Raw genomic sequence first — 15,292 nt, 5'->3', positions numbered from 1 at the left:
GGCGAGTACGCGAGGGCAGGCGCGCCTGGGGCGCAACGACGATCATCGCCGCGGTGGAACGACGGGCGAAACCCGTTCGCCTCACTCGCGATCGTCGCGGGTCCACACACCCGTGTCGTCGGTTTTCACCGGGAAGCGCACCACCGGCTCATAGGCCGGCGCGCACAGCGGCCGGCCATCGCGCACGTCGAACTTGGCGCCATGCAGTGCACATTCCACCGTGGCGTCTTCCGCATCGAAGTGACCCGCGGATAGTTCGAAGTCCTCGTGCGAGCACTTGTCCTCGAGCGCGTAGTAGTCACCGTCGTAGTTGAGCACCAGGATCGGCGTATCGCCGTCCCAGGCCACGACGGATTCGCCCGGCAGCAGCTGCGAGGTCGCGCAGACGAACACCCAGTCGCCCATCACAGTGCCTTTTCGAGGATCTCGAACTGCAGATCGTCGCGCCGCGGCAGTCCGTAGCGCTCGTCGCCGTAGGGAAACGGCTTCTTGATGCCGGTGCGCCGGTAGCCACGACGCTCGTAGAACGCGATCAGCTCGTCGCGGATGTCGATCACGGTCATGCGCATGGCCGGCAGCTCCCATTCCTGCCGGGCCACGCGCTCGGCTTCGGCCAGCAGGACCTTGCCGATCCCGGCGCCCTGGAGGTCGGGCCGGACCGAGAACATGCCGAAGTAGCCGGCGCCGTCCTCGATGGCCACGTGCGCGCAGGCGAGCAGTTCGGTCGATCCGTCGCTGCCCGGGCGTTCGGCGATCACGATGCGGCTGCCCGGCCGGGCCAGGCATTCGTGGATGTCGTCAGGACCGGTGCGGCGGCCGTCGAGCATGTCGGCCTCGGTAGTCCAGCCCTGCTTGCTGACATCGCCGCGGTAGGCCGATTCGACCAGGGCGACGAGGGCGCCGGTGTCGGCAGGCGTGGCGGCGCGGAATTGGACGGTTTGAGTCGTGGTCATTTTTCAGGACAGGCGCAGCACGTAGGGAAGGAACATCAGGCCCAGCAGCACGAAGACCAGCGGCAGGGCGACCATCAGGATCAGCCGGACCGCGCGCGAGGCACGGGCCTGTATCGCTTCGGCGCGATCGTTGATGCGCTCCACGCGGTCGAGTTGCCGCTGGTACATGACCAGGTGTTCGCGCTGCAGCGCCAGCGCTTCGCGCTGCTGGTCGCGGATCTCGCGGATCAGGCCGGCAATCTCGGGATCGTCCGCCATCGTCTTGGTACCGGAGGAGGGTGCAATTAGCCTAGCGCACTCCGGCGGCCGTCCGCAGGGGCCGCGTCACCCACGCCGGCGGCCTCAGGCCAGCAGCCGGCGGACCTTGTGCAGCGCGGCCACGAAGGCATCCACTTCCTCGTGCGTGTTGTAGAACGCGAACGAGGCCCGGCAGGTGGCCGGCACGCCGAAGTAATGCATCAGCGGATGCGCGCAATGATGTCCGGAACGGATCGCCACGCCTTCGAGGTCCAGCAGCGTGGCGAGGTCGTGCGCGTGCGCGCCTTCCACCAGGAAGCTGATCACCGCGGCCTTCTCGCGCGCCTGGCCGAAGATGCGCAGCCCCTCGATCGCGGACAGGGCCTGCGTGGCATGCTCGAGCAGCGCCTGCTCCCGCGCCTCGACCTGCGCCATGCCCAGTGCCGACAGATAGTCCACGGCCGCACCCAGCCCAATGAAGCCGGCGATGTTCGGCGTGCCGGCTTCGAACTTGTGCGGCGCATCGTTGTAGACCGTGCCCTCGAAGCGCACCTCGCGGATCATCTCGCCACCGCCGATGAAGGGCGGCATCGCGGCCAGGTGCTCCCGGCGCGCCCACAGCGCCCCGGTGCCGGTGGGGCCGCACATCTTGTGCCCGGTGAAGGCATAGAAGTCGCAGCCGATCGCGGCGATGTCGACCGGCCGGTGCGGCGCGGCCTGCGAGCCGTCGATGGCGGTGACGATGCCGCGGCGCCGGGCTTCGCGGCAGATCTCGCGCACCGGGTTGACCGTGCCCAGCACGTTGGACACGTGGGTGAGCGAGAGCAGCTTCACTTCCGGGGTCAGCAGCGCGTACAGCGCAGGCAGGTCCAGTTCCCCGCGTGCATCGATGTCGGCCACCTTGATGGTCGCGCCCGTGCGTTGGGCCACCAGCTGCCAGGGCACGATGTTGGCGTGGTGTTCCATGCGCGTGAGCACGATCGCGTCGCCCGGCTGCAGCCGTGGCAGCGCCCAGGAGTAGGCCACGAGGTTCAGCGCGAAGGTGGTCCCGCTGCACAGCACCAGCTCGTCCGCGCGGACGTTGAAGAACGCGGCCAGCTTGCGACGCGCGCCTTCGTAGGATTCGGTCGCCTCGGTGCCCAGTGCGTGCACCGCGCGGCTGACATTGGCGTTGTGGCGCCGGTAGAAGTCGTCGACGGCGTCGATCACGACCGCGGGTTTCTGCCCCGTGTTCGCCGAATCCAGGTAGACCAGCGGCTTGCCGTGGACCTGCCGCGTCAGCAGCGGGAAATCGCTGCGCACGCGGTCCCAGTCGACGCTGGTCGAGGCCAGGTCGGTGCCGTGCGTGGACGCGCTCATGCGGCCTCCAGCCTTGCCAGCGCGGCATCGAGTGGTCCTTCGAACAGGGCACGTTGCGCGGCATCGCCGATCACGTCCAGCGCCTGGCGGCAGAACGCCGCGGTCAGCATGGCGCGCGCCTGCGCCTCGGGGATGCCGCGGCTGCGCAGGTAGAACACCGAAGCCGCGTCGAGCTGGCCGACGGCGGCGCCGTGCGCTGCCTGCACCTCGTCGGCGTGGATCTCCAGGACCGGCTGGGTATCGATCTCCGCGCCCGCCGACAGCAGCAGGTTCTTGTTGGACAGTGACGCGGCGCTGCCGTCGGCGCCGGCCCGGATCAGGATGCCGCCGTGGAACGCGGCGCGCGAACGCCCGGCGCCCAGGCCGCGCCACAGCAGGTCGCAGGCCGTGTCGCGGGCGATGTGATCGATGCCCAGGCGGGTATCCAGGTGGCGCTTGCCGTCGGCCAGCAGGATGCCGTTGGCAATCGCCTTCGCGCCTTCGCCCTGCAGGGCGATGTTGAGTTCATGGCGCGACAGCGCGGCCCCCAGTTCCACGTCCAGACGCCGGTACACGGCTTCGCGGGCGAGCACCGCGTCGGTGCGCAGCAGCTGCGAGGCGCCGACGGCGTCGTCCTGCAGGCGCAGGTGGATCAGCTGCGCGCGGGCGCCCAGGTGCACGTGCGCGAGCGTGTTGGCCAGGTGCTGGTGGGCGCCGCCCGCCAGGTGATGCTCGATCACCGTCAACCGCGCGTCCTGGCGCAGCTCGATCAGATGGCGCGAATGCCAGGCCAGGTCGGCGCCGGCCGGCGCGCCGGCGAACACGAGGTGGACCGGCGCGGTCTGCCGGACGCCGTCCTGCACGCGCAGGACGACGCCTTCCTCGGCCAAGGCGGCGTTGAGGCGGGCGAACACTTCATCGGCGCGGTCGAAGCGGCGCGCCAGGAAGTTCACCTCGCGCGCGTCGCCGTCGCCGAGCAGGCCGGACAAGGTCTGCAGGCTCACACCCGCGTCCAGGCCGGCGACATCGCTGGCGGCCGCATCGAAGCGTCCGTTGACGAACACCAGGCGCGGCGCGGGGATCGCGGACAGGGCCTGCCGATCCAGGGCCTGCGTGTCCAGCGTGGCCTCGTGCTGGCGCGCCGGCACGAAGCTGCGGCGTTCGAACGCGCGCAGCGGCGTGTACTTCCAGCGTTCGCTGCGGGTGCCGGGGAGGCCGTCGCGCAGCGCGTCGGCCAGCGCCGCGCGACGCGAGTCTTCCAGTTCGGTGCGGCCGGGCAGTGCCTGGTAGCCCGAAGCCAGCGAGTCGAGCAGCGCGCTCACGCGCCCGCCCCGGGCGCGATCCTGTCCTTCACCCACGCGTAGCCGTGCGCTTCCAGTTCCAGCGCCAGTTCGGGGCCGCCGGTCTCCACGATGCGGCCGTCGGCCAGCACGTGGACCACGTCGGGACGGATGTAGTCGAGCAGGCGCTGGTAGTGGGTGACCACCACGAACGCGCGGTCGGGCGAGCGCAGCGCGTTGACGCCCTCGGCCACGCTGCGCAGCGCATCGATGTCCAGGCCGCTGTCGGTCTCGTCCAGGATCGCCAGCCGCGGCTCGAGCAGCGCCAGCTGGAAGATCTCGTTGCGCTTCTTCTCGCCGCCGCTGAAGCCCTCGTTGACCGCGCGCTGCAGCAGGTCGTCCTTGAGGTGCAGCACGGCCAGCTTCTCGCGCACGCGCTTGAGGAACTGCATCGAGTCCAGTTCGCTTTCGCCGCGCGCCTTGCGCTGGGCGTTGAGCGCGGCGCGCAGGAAGTAGGTGTTGTTCACGCCGGGGATCTCGACCGGGTACTGGAACGCCATGAACACGCCGGCGGCGGCGCGCTCCTCCGGTTCCAGCGCCAGCAGGTCGCGGCCGTCGAAGCTGATCGAGCCGGCGGTGACCTCGTAGCCCTCGCGCCCGGCGATGACGTTGCCCAGCGTGGACTTGCCCGCGCCGTTGGGCCCCATGATCGCGTGCACTTGGCCGGGCTGCACGTCCAGCGTGAGGCCCTTGAGGATGTCCTTGCCGGCGACGCGGACGTGGAGGTTGTCGATCTTCAGCATGTGCTCGTTTCCGTGGGGTGGGCCATCGCCCACCGGTTGTTTGCATGGCGATGGCGGACGCAGGTCCGCCCCGGATCAGCCGACCGCGCCTTCCAGCGATACTTCCAGCAGCTTCTTGGCCTCGACGGCGAACTCCATCGGCAGTTCGCGGAAGACCGACTTGCAGAAGCCGTCGACGATCATCGACACCGCGTCTTCCTCGCTGATGCCGCGCGAGCGGCAATAGAACAGCTGGTCGTCGCTGATCTTCGAGGTGGTGGCCTCGTGCTCCACCGTGGCGGTCGGATGCTTGACCTCGATGTACGGGAAGGTGTGCGCGCCGCACTTCTTGCCGATCAGCAGCGAGTCGCACTGGGTGTGGTTGCGCGCGCCTTCCGCCGATTTCTCCACGCGGACCAGGCCGCGATAGGAGTTCTGGCCGAAACCGGCGCTGATGCCCTTGCTGACGATCTTCGACTTGGTGCGCTTGCCGACGTGGATCATCTTGGTGCCGGTGTCGGCCTGCTGGCGGTGGTGGGTCAGCGCCACGGAGTGGAACTCACCCACCGAGTCATCGCCCAGCAGCACGCAGGACGGGTATTTCCAGGTGATCGCCGAGCCGGTCTCCACCTGGGTCCAGCTGATCTTCGCGCGGGCGCCGCGGCACTCGCCGCGCTTGGTCACGAAGTTGTAGATGCCGCCGACGCCGTTCTCGTCGCCCGGGTACCAGTTCTGCACGGTGGAGTACTTGATCTCGGCGTCTTCCAGCGCGACCAGCTCCACCACCGCCGCGTGCAGCTGGTTCTCGTCGCGCATCGGCGCGGTGCAGCCTTCCAGGTACGAGACGTAGGCCTTGTCCTCGCAGATGATCAGCGTGCGCTCGAACTGGCCGGTCTCGCTGGCGTTGATGCGGAAGTAGGTGCTCAGCTCCATCGGGCAGCGCACGCCTTTGGGGATGAACACGAAGCTGCCATCGGAGAACACGGCCGAGTTCAGCGCGGCGAAGAAGTTGTCGTGGGTCGGGACGACCGTGCCCAGGTACTTCTGCACCAGCTCCGGGTACTCGCGCACGGCTTCCGACATCGAGCAGAAGATCACGCCCTTCTCGGCCAGCTCCTTGCGGAACGTGGTGCCGACGGACACCGAGTCGAACACCGCGTCCACCGCGACGCCGGCCAGCTTGGCGCGCTCATGCAGCGGCACGCCCAGCTTCTCGTAGGTGTCGAGCAGTTCCTGCGGGACCTCGTCCAGCGACTTGTACTTGGGGCCCTTGGGCGCGCTGTAGTAGCTCAGCGCCTGGAAATCGATCGGCGCGATGTTGAGCTTGGCCCAGTGCGGCATGGGCATGGTCAGCCAGTGCCGGTAGGCGGCCAGGCGCCACTGGGTCATCCATTCGGGCTCCTCCTTCTTGGCCGAGAGGGCACGGATGGTGTCCTCGTCCAGGCCCGGCGGGAGCGATTCGGATTCGATGGCGGTCACGAAGCCGGCCTCGTACTTGCGGCCGAGCTGGTCGTGGATCGCCTGGTTTTCGAGAATTTCGGTGGCCATGGGGCTGCCTACTGGGTTCGTTGCTGCATGGACGGGCGCGGGCCCGCTCATGTCGTGGCCAGGCGCACGTCGATACGCCGGGCGGGGGAAAGGGGCGGTGGCGGCTCGAGCATCTGGGCCAGGGTGATGCCGCGCAGCGCGTCGATCACCACGTCGTTGATGCGGCGCCAGTTGGCGCGCACGCCGCAGGACTGCTCGATGCCGCAGCTGCCGGCGTGGACGCTGCACTCGGTCATGCCCAGCGGGCCTTCCAGTGCCTCGACGATGTCGATCAGGCCGATCTGGCCCGCCGGCCGCGCCAGGCGATAGCCGCCGCTGGCGCCCCGCGACGCCGCGACCAGGCCCGACTGGGCCAGCGGCTTGAGCAGCTTGGCCACGGTCGGAGTTTCCAGACCCGCCCGTTCAGCCAGCTCCGACGCGCTCAGGACGGCATCCGGGGCGATCAGGTGGTGGCTGGCCAGCACGGTCATGACGACCGTGGCGTAGTCGGTGAGCTTGGTGACGCGGAGCATGGGGGGCGCCGGGGGTAATTCGTACCGTTATTGTACTGATTGCGCGCGGGGCGGTCGAGTCAGGGGGCCGCCGGAGCCAGAACCGAGGCCGGAGGGCTCGTGTGGCGCTGGAAAGGCGCGCCTTGGGGGCTGGGAGCCGGACGTTGGGGTCTGAAAGCCGAAAGTTGGGCTTTGAAGGCCCAACGTTGGTGTCCGAAAGCCAAACGCTGGGCTCTGAAAGCCCAACGTTCGGGTCCGAAAGCCAAACGCTGGGCTCTGAAAGCCCAGCGTTCGGGTCCGAAAGCCAAACGCTGGGCTCTGAAAGCCAAACGTTGGGGTCCGAAAGCCAAACGCTGGGCTCTGAAAGCCAAACGTTCGGGTCCGAAAGCCAAACGCTGGGCGCTGAAAGCCAAACGCTGGGGTCCGAACGCCCAGCGCTCGCGGTCCGGGCGGCGCCACACGCCCAGGCGAACAGGGGCAGGGCCAAGACACCAGGCCGGGCCGTCGCCCGCGGCCACCACGCCGGCATGCGCGGGCTACTCCATGACCTGCTCACCCGTTTCGGGTCACAATCGCGGCCCCTCGCTCCCGCATCACCGGACGCCTGCATGTCGCGCAAGATCACCACCCGCCGTTCCGCCATCCACGGCAACGGAATGTTCGCCGTCGCCCCGATCGCCAAGGGCGAACGCCTGATCGAGTACAAGGGCGCCCGGCGCACGCACGAGCAGGTGGATGCCGGCGACAGCGGCGATGCGGATTCCGGCCACACCTTCCTGTTCACCCTCAACGACGAATACGTGATCGACGCCAATTTCGACGGCAACGACGCGCGCTGGATCAACCACAGCTGCAATCCGAACTGTGAGGCGGTGCTGGAAGAGGACGAGGGTGACGACCGCCGCAAGGACCGCGTCTTCATCGAGGCGATCCGCAGCATCAAGCCTGGCGAGGAGCTGTCCTACAACTACGGCATCCGCCTGGAAGAAAAGCACACGCCGGAGCTGAAGAAGATCTGGGAATGCCGCTGCGGCTCGCCGGCGTGCACCGGCACGATGCTGCAGCCCAAGAGCAAGAAGAAGCAGGCCCGCCAGGACGCCCGCAAGGCCGAAGCGCTGAAGGCGGACGCCCAGGCCCGGTCCGCCGCGAAGAAGGCGGCCAAGTCCCCGGGTGACGCCGCGGCGAAGACCGCTTCAGCCCGAAAGCAGCCGTCCAGGCAGGGCGCTTCGAAGCAGGCGCCGTCGAAGCAGGCGCCGTCGAAGCCGGCCACGAAGAAGAATGCCGCGACCCGGAAGACAGCGGACAGCAAGGCCGCGACCAGGAAGGCCGCAACCAGGAAGACCGCGCCCGCCAAGACCGCGCCCGCCAAGACCGCAACCAGCAGGTCCGCGACCCGCAAGGCCCGCTGACCCGCAAGGCGGTCCGCCACCGCCGCCCCGGCGTGCGACCCCGCGTCGCTCCGCCCGCCACCCTCCGACCACCGATTGCGCATTGTTGGCGCGACGTCGCATCCGCACGGGACGCGCCGGCCGCGGCCGCCTGCGCGATGCGCGAGGTAGGCAATTGGTTGGCATGACTTCCGTCAGTCGGTGACAGGCCGACATACCCATACCCTTGCGGCACTTGTGCGACACCGGACGCCACCCGCACCAGGGCGGCGACGCTCGTCCGCCGCGACACCTCCAACCGGGCTCCCCATGCGCGCCACGCTCACCACCGCCGTCCTGGCCGCACTCGCGGCGCCGCCTGTCTTTGCCGTCGAGATCGACGGCCGGATCGACCCCGCCGAATGGCAGGGTGCGCAGCACATCACCGATTTCCGCTTCACCCAGCCGCTCTCGCGCGAACCCACGGTGCAGCCGACCGAAGCCTGGATCCTGGCGACCGAGGACGGTCTGGCGATCGGCTTCCGCAACATCCAGGCCCCGTCGATCCCGCGCACGCGCCAGGAGGCGCAGCGCGACCAGGGCGCGCAGGCCGACCGCGTGAACCTCTACGTCGACTTCGACGGCGACGGCCGCAGCGGCTACAACTTCACCGTGCTGCTGTCCAACAGCATCATCGACACCACCATCACCAACGAGAACCAGTTCAACCCCGACTGGGACGGCGACTGGCGCCACGCCACCACCGAGGACGAGGCGGGCTGGTCGGCCGAGATGCTGATCCCCTGGCACCTGGCGCCAATGCGCGACGCCAAGGGCGACGTACGCACGCTGGGCATCCAGCTGGACCGCGTCATCGGCGCCACCGGCGAGCGCGTCGCCTGGCCGGCGGTGAGCTACCAGGAAACGCGCTTCCTCACCGCGCTCAACAAGGTGCAGGTCCCGGCCTACAGCCAGTCGCTGCTGGCGATCACGCCGTACGCGTCGATGGTGTACGACAACGTCGGCAAGAAGTCCGACTTCGACACCGGGGCCGACATCTTCTGGAAGCCCAACGGCCGCTTCCAGCTCAGCGCCACGCTCAACCCGGACTTCGGCCAGGTCGAGAGCGACCAGCTGGTGGTGAACTTCGGCGCGATCGAGACCTTCTTCAGTGACAAGCGCCCGTTCTTCACCGAGAACCAGGGCTACTTCGACGTGCCTTTCGGCTCGCTCAGCACCCGCAACAAGCTGATCTACACCCGCCGCGTGGGCGCCACCACCGACGACGGCGAGGAATCGGGCGACGTGACCGCGGCGGTCAAGCTCAATGGCAGCATCGGCGGGCTCAACTACGGCGTGTTCGCCGCGACCGAGGGCGACGAGGTCGGCCGCGACTTCTACGCGCTGCGCGCCAGCCGCGACGGCGACAAGCAGGGCCTGGGCGGCATGGTCACGCGCGTGGAGCGGCCGTTCCTGGACCGGCAGGCCAACGTGTACGAAATGGACCATCGCTGGACGCCGAACGCGGCCTGGTCGATCCGCAGCACCGTGGTGGCCTCCGACATCCGCCAGTCCGGCGCCACCACGCGCGACAGCGGCGGGCAGGTGCGCGTGGACTGGGACATGGGCGAGGGCTGGCGCCAGCAGCTTTACGCAGTGCACCTGGGCCGCGACCTGCAGCTCAACGATTTCGGCTACCTGGAACGCAACAACTTCAATTACGCCCGCTACGACCTGGGCAAGCGTTTCACCAGCTTCCCCGAGACCTCCAAGTACAGCGCCAGCGACTGGCACTGGGCGGCGTCGCGCCGCTTCAACGATGGCGGGCTGCACATCGCCGACGCGGTGGCGATGAACCGCAGCGGCCAGCGCCGCGATGGCGGCAGTGACTTCATCGAGCTGGCCAGCTGGTCGTCGGGGCACGACGACCTGATCCTGCGCGGCAACGGCGTGGTCAGGATGCCGGCGAAATACTTCGTCTTCTACGAGCGTGATCGTCCGCGCCAGGGCGACGGCCACTGGAGCTTCTACGGCAACCTGCGCGTGACCTCCGAAGGGCTGGACACGCCGGGCAAGCTCAACGTGCAGACCGAGTTCAACCCGACCTACCACGTCAATGACCGCCTGAGCTTCTTCACGTCCTGGTACTACGAGCGCAACGACGACTGGCTGCTGTGGCGCGGCGACAACCTGCTGGGCAGCTACGAGGAGGAGATGATCCTGCTCAATGCCGGCAGCGTGTGGCTGATCAACGACAAGCAGGAACTGCGCGTGCGCCTGGAATCCATCGGCCTGGACGCCAAGGCCGCGCAGGCCTATCGCGTGGCGCCCGACGGCGAGCCGGTGCGGTCGACCGAGGCAATCCCCGACCTGGGCCTGCGCAACCTGGGCTTCCAGGTCCGCTACCGCTACGAGCTGGCGCCGCTGTCCTACCTGTACATCGCCTACGTGCGCGGCGGCTCGTTCTACGAAGAGGACATCCTGGGCCGGTATCGCGCTCGCGACGAGTTCATCGACGCCTTCCAGCTGCGCGACAGCGAGCAGTTCCTGGTGAAGCTGTCGTACCGGTTCGAGATCTGATCGGCGGGCGGGGGCGACTCGCCCTCAGCCCGGTCCAGTGGCGCCGACCGAACCGGGTCCTGTCGGATCGGCCCGCATCGGATCGGGTCCTGTCGGATCGGCCTGCATCGAATCGGCCCACGCCTGCGGCGTCAGCACCACGCAGCCGAAGTCGCGCTGCGTGCGCCGCGACAGGCGCAGCAGTTCGCTGTCGCGGGTGAGCAGCCAGCGCGCGCCGACGCGCGCGGCCAGATCGAGGAACTTCTGGTCGTCGCCATCCCGGCAGCGGGGCACGGCGACGCTGGGCATCGGGTCGCCCGGCGTAGTCGCGGTGATCGTGACCATCGCATCGAACCGCGCCAGGTGCGCGGCCTGGGCCGCCGCCGGCAGCATCCACTGCGGATAGGCCAGCACGCGCCGCCATTCGTCGCGGCAATCGGCATCGGTGATTGCCTGCAGCGTGCGTTGCTGCAATGCGTGCCGCAGCGGGGCCGCGCGGGCGTCGTCGAACACGAACAGGTCCAGGCACACGTTCGTATCCAGCACCGCGATGACCGCGGGGACATCGGCCACGGAAGTATCCGCGCTGCGCAGGGAACCGGAACCGGTCACGACACTTCGTCGCGGCGTGTGCACGCCGCGCGCGGCCTCAGCGGTCCAGCTGGCGGATGTCCGCCGAGCCGATCCGCCACGCACGCTGCTCGGCGCTAGCGCCGTCGACCACGGTGCGGCGCAGGGTGTAGGCGCCCACGTAGCGACGCAGGCTGCCGTCGCGCAGGGTGACCGTGTAGGCCACCGGCACTTCGATGTGCCGCTGTCCGGCGCCCGCATCGATGCGGCCCGGCGGCATCACTTCGACCGAGATGCCGGTGGCGTCGGCGAAGCCGGCCGCGAACTGCGTGGCGGATTGCCCGCTGGCGCGGCCTTCGTCGGCCCACATCGCATGGGCGCGCGGGAAGTCGCCGCCGTTGAGAGCCGCGTAGTAGTCGCGCACGACGGCCACCGCGTCTTCCGGGGTGGGTTCGGGCGGGAGCGGCAAGGCGTCCTCGGCGCCGGGCGGCATGGCGGCGGCGGGCAGGGTCGCCGGATCCAGCGGCTCGCCGTCCGGACCCAGCGCCGGCGGAAGGGGATTGCCGTTCTCATCCAGGACGACGCCTTCGGCCATCTCCTCCGTCGGCGGACCGACGTGGCCCGGGCCCGGCGCGGTCGGCATGCCGGTCACGCCGCCCGCCGTCCCGGTGGGCGCGGGCAGCTGTTCGCTGCCGCCTTTGCCATCGGCGCGACCCGTGGGGTCCGAGCCGCCCTTGCCGCCGCAGGCCGACAGGCCCAGCACCAGCAGCGTGGCCGCCAGCACGGCGAGCGCACGACGGGGCGAAAGGACGCCGTCAGGGAGGGGGCGGGGCGAAGCGGTCGAAGCGAAGGCAGGCATGGGGCGGGTGTGTCAGTTATCCAGGTGGACCGTGACCTGGCCGTTTTCGATGTCGGTCCGGCCGATGCGGCGCGAGCCCAGCCGGTCGAGCAGGGTGTTGTCGAAGCGGTAGACCGGTTCGTCGCGTGCGTATTGTGCCAGCCAGGTGTTGAGCAGTCCGCGTGCCGATGAATTCATCACGCCGCCCAGCGCCGGCACCTCGACGTGTTCCAGCGCGGGTTCCTGCAGGTGCAGCCCGCGCGTGTTGCCGTCCCAGCGCAGCGCGCTGGTGAGGGCGAAGTGGCCGTCGGCGCGGCTGCTGTCGCTGCCCAGCGCGCCCATGCCCAGGTCGAAATCCAGCCGCAGGCGGCTGGAACCCTGCGGAATCGACAGCCGCGGGTTGAGCAGTGTCATCGAGATCAGGCCGCCCATCTTGTCGTAGTGCTTGGGAAAGTTGCGGTCCAGCGCCTGCTGCAGCTGGCCCTGGCTGAAGTTGAGCTGGTTGCCCAGCAGCGCGCCGACGGCCTCGAGCGTGGAGCAACCACTGGTCAGCAGCACGGCGCCGCCGGCGAGCGTGGCGAGAACGATCTGGCGTCGCTGCGGATTCATGGTTCGCACTCGGTCGGGAGGGACGCCAGCATGGCATCGCCCGCCTTGGACCACGCGTGAACGGCGTCGCGCAAAGCCGCTTGGGCCGTGCCCGGGTGTCGCTAGCGCTGCTGCACCGCCAGCCGCACGCCGAGGCCGACGAAGAAGGCACCTAGGGTCCGCTGGCGCCAGCGCGCCGCACGCGCGCTGCCGCGCAGGCGCCGGCCGACCCGGCCGATCGTCACGCTGAGCACGGCGCTGTGGCTCATGCCGATCATCGACAGCAGCACGCCCAGCACGAAGAACTGCAGCCAGACGTGGCCGCGCTCGGGATGCACGAACTGCGGCAGGAAGGCGAGGAAGAACAGCGCGACTTTCGGGTTGAGCACGCCGGTCACCACCGAGCGCCAATAGACGGCGCGGGCGGGGGTCGGGACGGACGCGGCCGCCGTGCCCGCTTCGACCGGCCCTGCCAGGTCGGGCAGGGCGTCATCTGCCCGCGCGTCGTCCGCCGGCGCGCCGCGCCAGGCGCGGATGCCCAGCCAGACCAGGTAGGCGGCGCCGGCGTACTTGAGCAGGTCGAAGGCCAACGCCGAGGTGGCCAGGATCGCGGACAGCCCCAGGCCCGCGGCCAGGGCGTGGATGAGCGTGGCGGTTTCCAGTCCCAGGCCCGCGCGCAGGCCACGCGCGGTGCCGCCGGCCACCGTCTGCGCCACGATCCACGCGGTGCCGGGACCGGGGACCAGCACCAGCACGACCGCCGCGGCGAGATAGGCCAGCAAGGTGGAGGTATCGAACAGGGGCATGGCGTCGCACCTGGCGAGGGGGAGGCTGGAGAGTGTGCCCGCGCGGGCAGCCGGCGCGTAGCCCTTGGCGCGGACGAGCTGTTGCGTCTGCGCAACGGCCCGGTCAGCGCGCGCGCAGCCTTTCAATGGCCTGGACGAACTCGGCCGTCCCCGGCCACTGGCTCATGCGGCCAAGCCTCGTGGCCCCGCGGTAGACGAAGAACGCCGGAATGCCGTGCAGGCCCATGCGCGTGGCCATCGCCGGGTCTTCGTACACGTTGTCGTGCAGCCACTCCACGTCCGGCCAGGTGAACCGTTCCGGCGTCAGCAGCATCTGGCCCTTGGCGATGTCGCAGTTCGGACAGTCCTTCCCCCACAGGAACACGATCCGCAGCGCGCCATCGGCGGCGAGCGCGTCGTCCAGCGAGGCCGCGGTGACGCGGCGCATGGGGAAGTGGTCGAAGAAGCGGGGATGGGCGGAGTCTTCCATGCGCCGATGCTAGCCGGTCGCGTCCGGTCCGCGGGAGGAGCCCGCACCGCGGGACCGGTTCCTGCCTGATGTCCTGCCCGAAGTTGCCTGGCGGGTGCTGGCCCGGCCGTTGCCAGCCGTTGTTACGAGCCGTTGCTTACCAGCCGTTGTTTACCAGAAGCGGCTGACGATGACTTCCGGCGAAGCGTTGCCGGTGAGCGACCAGATGACCGCCGCGATCAGTGCGGCGGCGAGCAGGCTGCGGACGATCCGCTCGGAGGTATTGAAGGATGGAGTGTGGCGACCAGCGTTCATATCGATGTGCCCCCCTGTAGGCAGCACCGATGAAACCCGCGTTCGCGATGCGCTTCTGCGATTGAAGTCACACCCGGGAGCCTGCGCCGCGGCGTGAACGGGGCGTCATCTTCCGAAGTGTGATCGGCGCTGCAAAGCGCATGCCGGGGTGCGTGGCGGCCGGCGGGCGGTCTCAAGAACCGGCGGCGCCGGCCGGTGGCTCGGCCGTAGGCAAGCAGGTCGGCGCGATGTGGCTCGACCGTGGAAGGGCGGTTCGGCACACCGCAGCTCGACCGTAATCGAAGTGTTCGGTGCGCCGCAGCTCGACCGTAATCAGGACTGTTCGGCGGGCCGCAGCTCGACCGTAAAGAGAAATGTCGGAGTACCGCAACTGGTGCTTGCAGGTGCCGCGTAGCCCCCGTGGTTCGCCTGGCGCCGTGGTCCTCAGTCGCGACAGGCCGGCAGGTAGCGCGACACTTCAGGCGATCCCTGCACGACGCACCGCCACTGGATCATGCCGTTGTCCGGCGACACGCGCGGGGTGAGCCGGATGCGGGCGTCGGCGGACAGCTTCGCATTCAAGCGGATGGCGATCCCGCCGCTGTTGTCGACGTCGATGCCGGCCACCGCGCCCCCGGCGAAACTGTCCGGGGCGCCGATGCCCGCCGCCGCGGCGTTGGGGGGCCAGCGACCTTCGGACATGTAGTACTCGGCGAGCGCGGCCCGCATCATCGACGCCCGCGCCAGCGCATCGGCGGCGAGCCGCCGCCGATCCTGCTCGTTGGCCAGGTCATCCATCGCCTGCTGCGCATCGGCCACGCTGCGGTCTACCGAAGCGTCGAGTGACGCGGCGATCTGCTGCGCTTGCGCATCGGCGCTGGCCACGCTGATCTGGTGCGCTTGCTGCGCGGCCTCCAGCTGCGCCGCCTGCCGCGGCGCCACCACCAGGCGGTCGTAGACGACCAGGGCGACCACCACCGCGGTGAGCGCGCCGAGCAGGGTGAGGAGGAACTGTTTCATGGCAGGTCGCGCTTGGGATGGATGCGCAGTGTGCCTGTGCGCGCGGAGGTGCGGTGATGCGGCGCCGCGACCGTCGGCCCCCACCCCAACCCTCCCCCGCACAGCGGGGGAGGGAGTTGAAGCCCCTTCCCCCGCTTCGCGGGGGGTGAGAGGACGCGCTTGCGGACCACTGG

General features: G+C 69.5%; 16 protein-coding genes and 1 pseudogene. 2 read left to right on the top strand and 15 right to left on the bottom strand.

Going from position 1 to position 15,292, the window contains the following annotated elements; translation table 11 throughout:
- Positions 1-81 precede the first annotated feature (81 nt).
- The 8 genes from I8J32_RS17265 to I8J32_RS17230 form a co-directional block, all read right to left on the bottom strand.
- The gene (locus I8J32_RS17265; protein WP_200613944.1) at positions 82-405 is read right to left on the bottom strand and encodes a non-heme iron oxygenase ferredoxin subunit; all 324 of its coding nucleotides are present in this window, start codon (positions 403-405) and stop codon (positions 82-84) included.
- Positions 405-953: a GNAT family N-acetyltransferase gene (locus I8J32_RS17260; RefSeq protein WP_200613943.1), complete on the bottom strand. Its 549-nt coding sequence runs from the start codon at positions 951-953 to the stop codon at positions 405-407. The genes I8J32_RS17265 and I8J32_RS17260 overlap by 1 nt, the downstream gene beginning before the upstream one ends.
- A 3-nt stretch (positions 954-956) precedes the next feature.
- A complete protein-coding gene (locus I8J32_RS17255) occupies positions 957-1,211 on the bottom strand; it encodes a hypothetical protein (RefSeq protein ID WP_200613942.1) in 255 nt (84 codons plus the stop codon).
- An 84-nt stretch (positions 1,212-1,295) separates the two neighbouring features.
- The gene (locus tag I8J32_RS17250; protein ID WP_200613940.1) at positions 1,296-2,549 is read right to left on the bottom strand and encodes a cysteine desulfurase; all 1,254 of its coding nucleotides are present in this window, start codon (positions 2,547-2,549) and stop codon (positions 1,296-1,298) included.
- The gene (gene sufD / locus I8J32_RS17245; RefSeq protein WP_200613939.1) at positions 2,546-3,850 is read right to left on the bottom strand and encodes a Fe-S cluster assembly protein SufD; all 1,305 of its coding nucleotides are present in this window, start codon (positions 3,848-3,850) and stop codon (positions 2,546-2,548) included. The genes I8J32_RS17250 and sufD overlap by 4 nt, the downstream gene beginning before the upstream one ends.
- Complete coding sequence (gene sufC / locus I8J32_RS17240; protein WP_200613937.1) at positions 3,847-4,611, bottom strand: Fe-S cluster assembly ATPase SufC; 765 nt, start codon at positions 4,609-4,611, stop codon at positions 3,847-3,849. The genes sufD and sufC overlap by 4 nt, the downstream gene beginning before the upstream one ends.
- 75 nt (positions 4,612-4,686) lie before the next feature.
- Entirely contained in the window at positions 4,687-6,138 is a 1,452-nt protein-coding gene (sufB, locus tag I8J32_RS17235) for a Fe-S cluster assembly protein SufB (RefSeq protein WP_200613936.1), read from the bottom strand.
- A 47-nt stretch (positions 6,139-6,185) separates the two neighbouring features.
- Positions 6,186-6,650 carry an SUF system Fe-S cluster assembly regulator gene (locus I8J32_RS17230; RefSeq protein ID WP_200613935.1) on the bottom strand — a complete coding sequence of 155 codons (465 nt, stop codon included), beginning with the start codon at positions 6,648-6,650 and terminating at the stop codon, positions 6,186-6,188.
- A 587-nt stretch (positions 6,651-7,237) separates the two neighbouring features.
- Between I8J32_RS17230 and I8J32_RS17765 the strand changes: the two are divergent.
- Positions 7,238-7,699: pseudogene (locus I8J32_RS17765) on the top strand (SET domain-containing protein); the annotation flags it as partial.
- A 627-nt stretch (positions 7,700-8,326) separates the two neighbouring features.
- Positions 8,327-10,576 (top strand): DUF5916 domain-containing protein, encoded by a 2,250-nt coding sequence (locus I8J32_RS17220; RefSeq protein WP_200613934.1) that lies wholly within the window; start codon positions 8,327-8,329, stop codon positions 10,574-10,576.
- A 24-nt stretch (positions 10,577-10,600) separates the two neighbouring features.
- Here I8J32_RS17220 and I8J32_RS17215 read toward each other — a convergent pair whose 3' ends face one another.
- The 7 genes from I8J32_RS17215 to I8J32_RS17190 all read right to left on the bottom strand — a co-directional run bounded on the left by I8J32_RS17215 (position 10,601) and on the right by I8J32_RS17190 (position 15,119).
- On the bottom strand, positions 10,601-11,128 hold the full coding sequence (locus I8J32_RS17215; RefSeq protein WP_245156369.1) for a PIN domain-containing protein: 528 nt from the start codon (positions 11,126-11,128) through the stop codon (positions 10,601-10,603).
- Positions 11,129-11,204: 76 nt separating this feature from the next.
- A complete protein-coding gene (locus I8J32_RS17760; RefSeq protein WP_245156368.1) occupies positions 11,205-11,984 on the bottom strand; it encodes a hypothetical protein in 780 nt (259 codons plus the stop codon).
- A 12-nt stretch (positions 11,985-11,996) separates the two neighbouring features.
- A complete protein-coding gene (locus I8J32_RS17210; protein WP_200613932.1) occupies positions 11,997-12,572 on the bottom strand; it encodes a DUF1439 domain-containing protein in 576 nt (191 codons plus the stop codon).
- A 101-nt stretch (positions 12,573-12,673) separates the two neighbouring features.
- Positions 12,674-13,357: a LysE family translocator gene (locus I8J32_RS17205; protein WP_200613931.1), complete on the bottom strand. Its 684-nt coding sequence runs from the start codon at positions 13,355-13,357 to the stop codon at positions 12,674-12,676.
- A gap of 103 nt (positions 13,358-13,460) precedes the next feature.
- Positions 13,461-13,826, bottom strand: a complete 366-nt coding sequence (locus tag I8J32_RS17200; protein ID WP_200613930.1) for a thioredoxin domain-containing protein — start codon at positions 13,824-13,826, stop codon at positions 13,461-13,463.
- Between the two features lie 150 nt (positions 13,827-13,976).
- Entirely contained in the window at positions 13,977-14,120 is a 144-nt protein-coding gene (locus I8J32_RS17195; protein ID WP_200613928.1) for a hypothetical protein, read from the bottom strand.
- 423 nt (positions 14,121-14,543) lie between these two features.
- Positions 14,544-15,119 carry a pilin gene (locus I8J32_RS17190; RefSeq protein ID WP_200613927.1) on the bottom strand — a complete coding sequence of 192 codons (576 nt, stop codon included), beginning with the start codon at positions 15,117-15,119 and terminating at the stop codon, positions 14,544-14,546.
- Positions 15,120-15,292 lie beyond the last annotated feature (173 nt).

Source organism: Lysobacter solisilvae (assembly GCF_016613535.2).
GTDB lineage: Bacteria > Pseudomonadota > Gammaproteobacteria > Xanthomonadales > Xanthomonadaceae > Agrilutibacter > Agrilutibacter solisilvae.
Note: the sequence above shows the minus strand (reverse complement) of the source record. Positions and strands in the feature narration are given on the sequence as shown.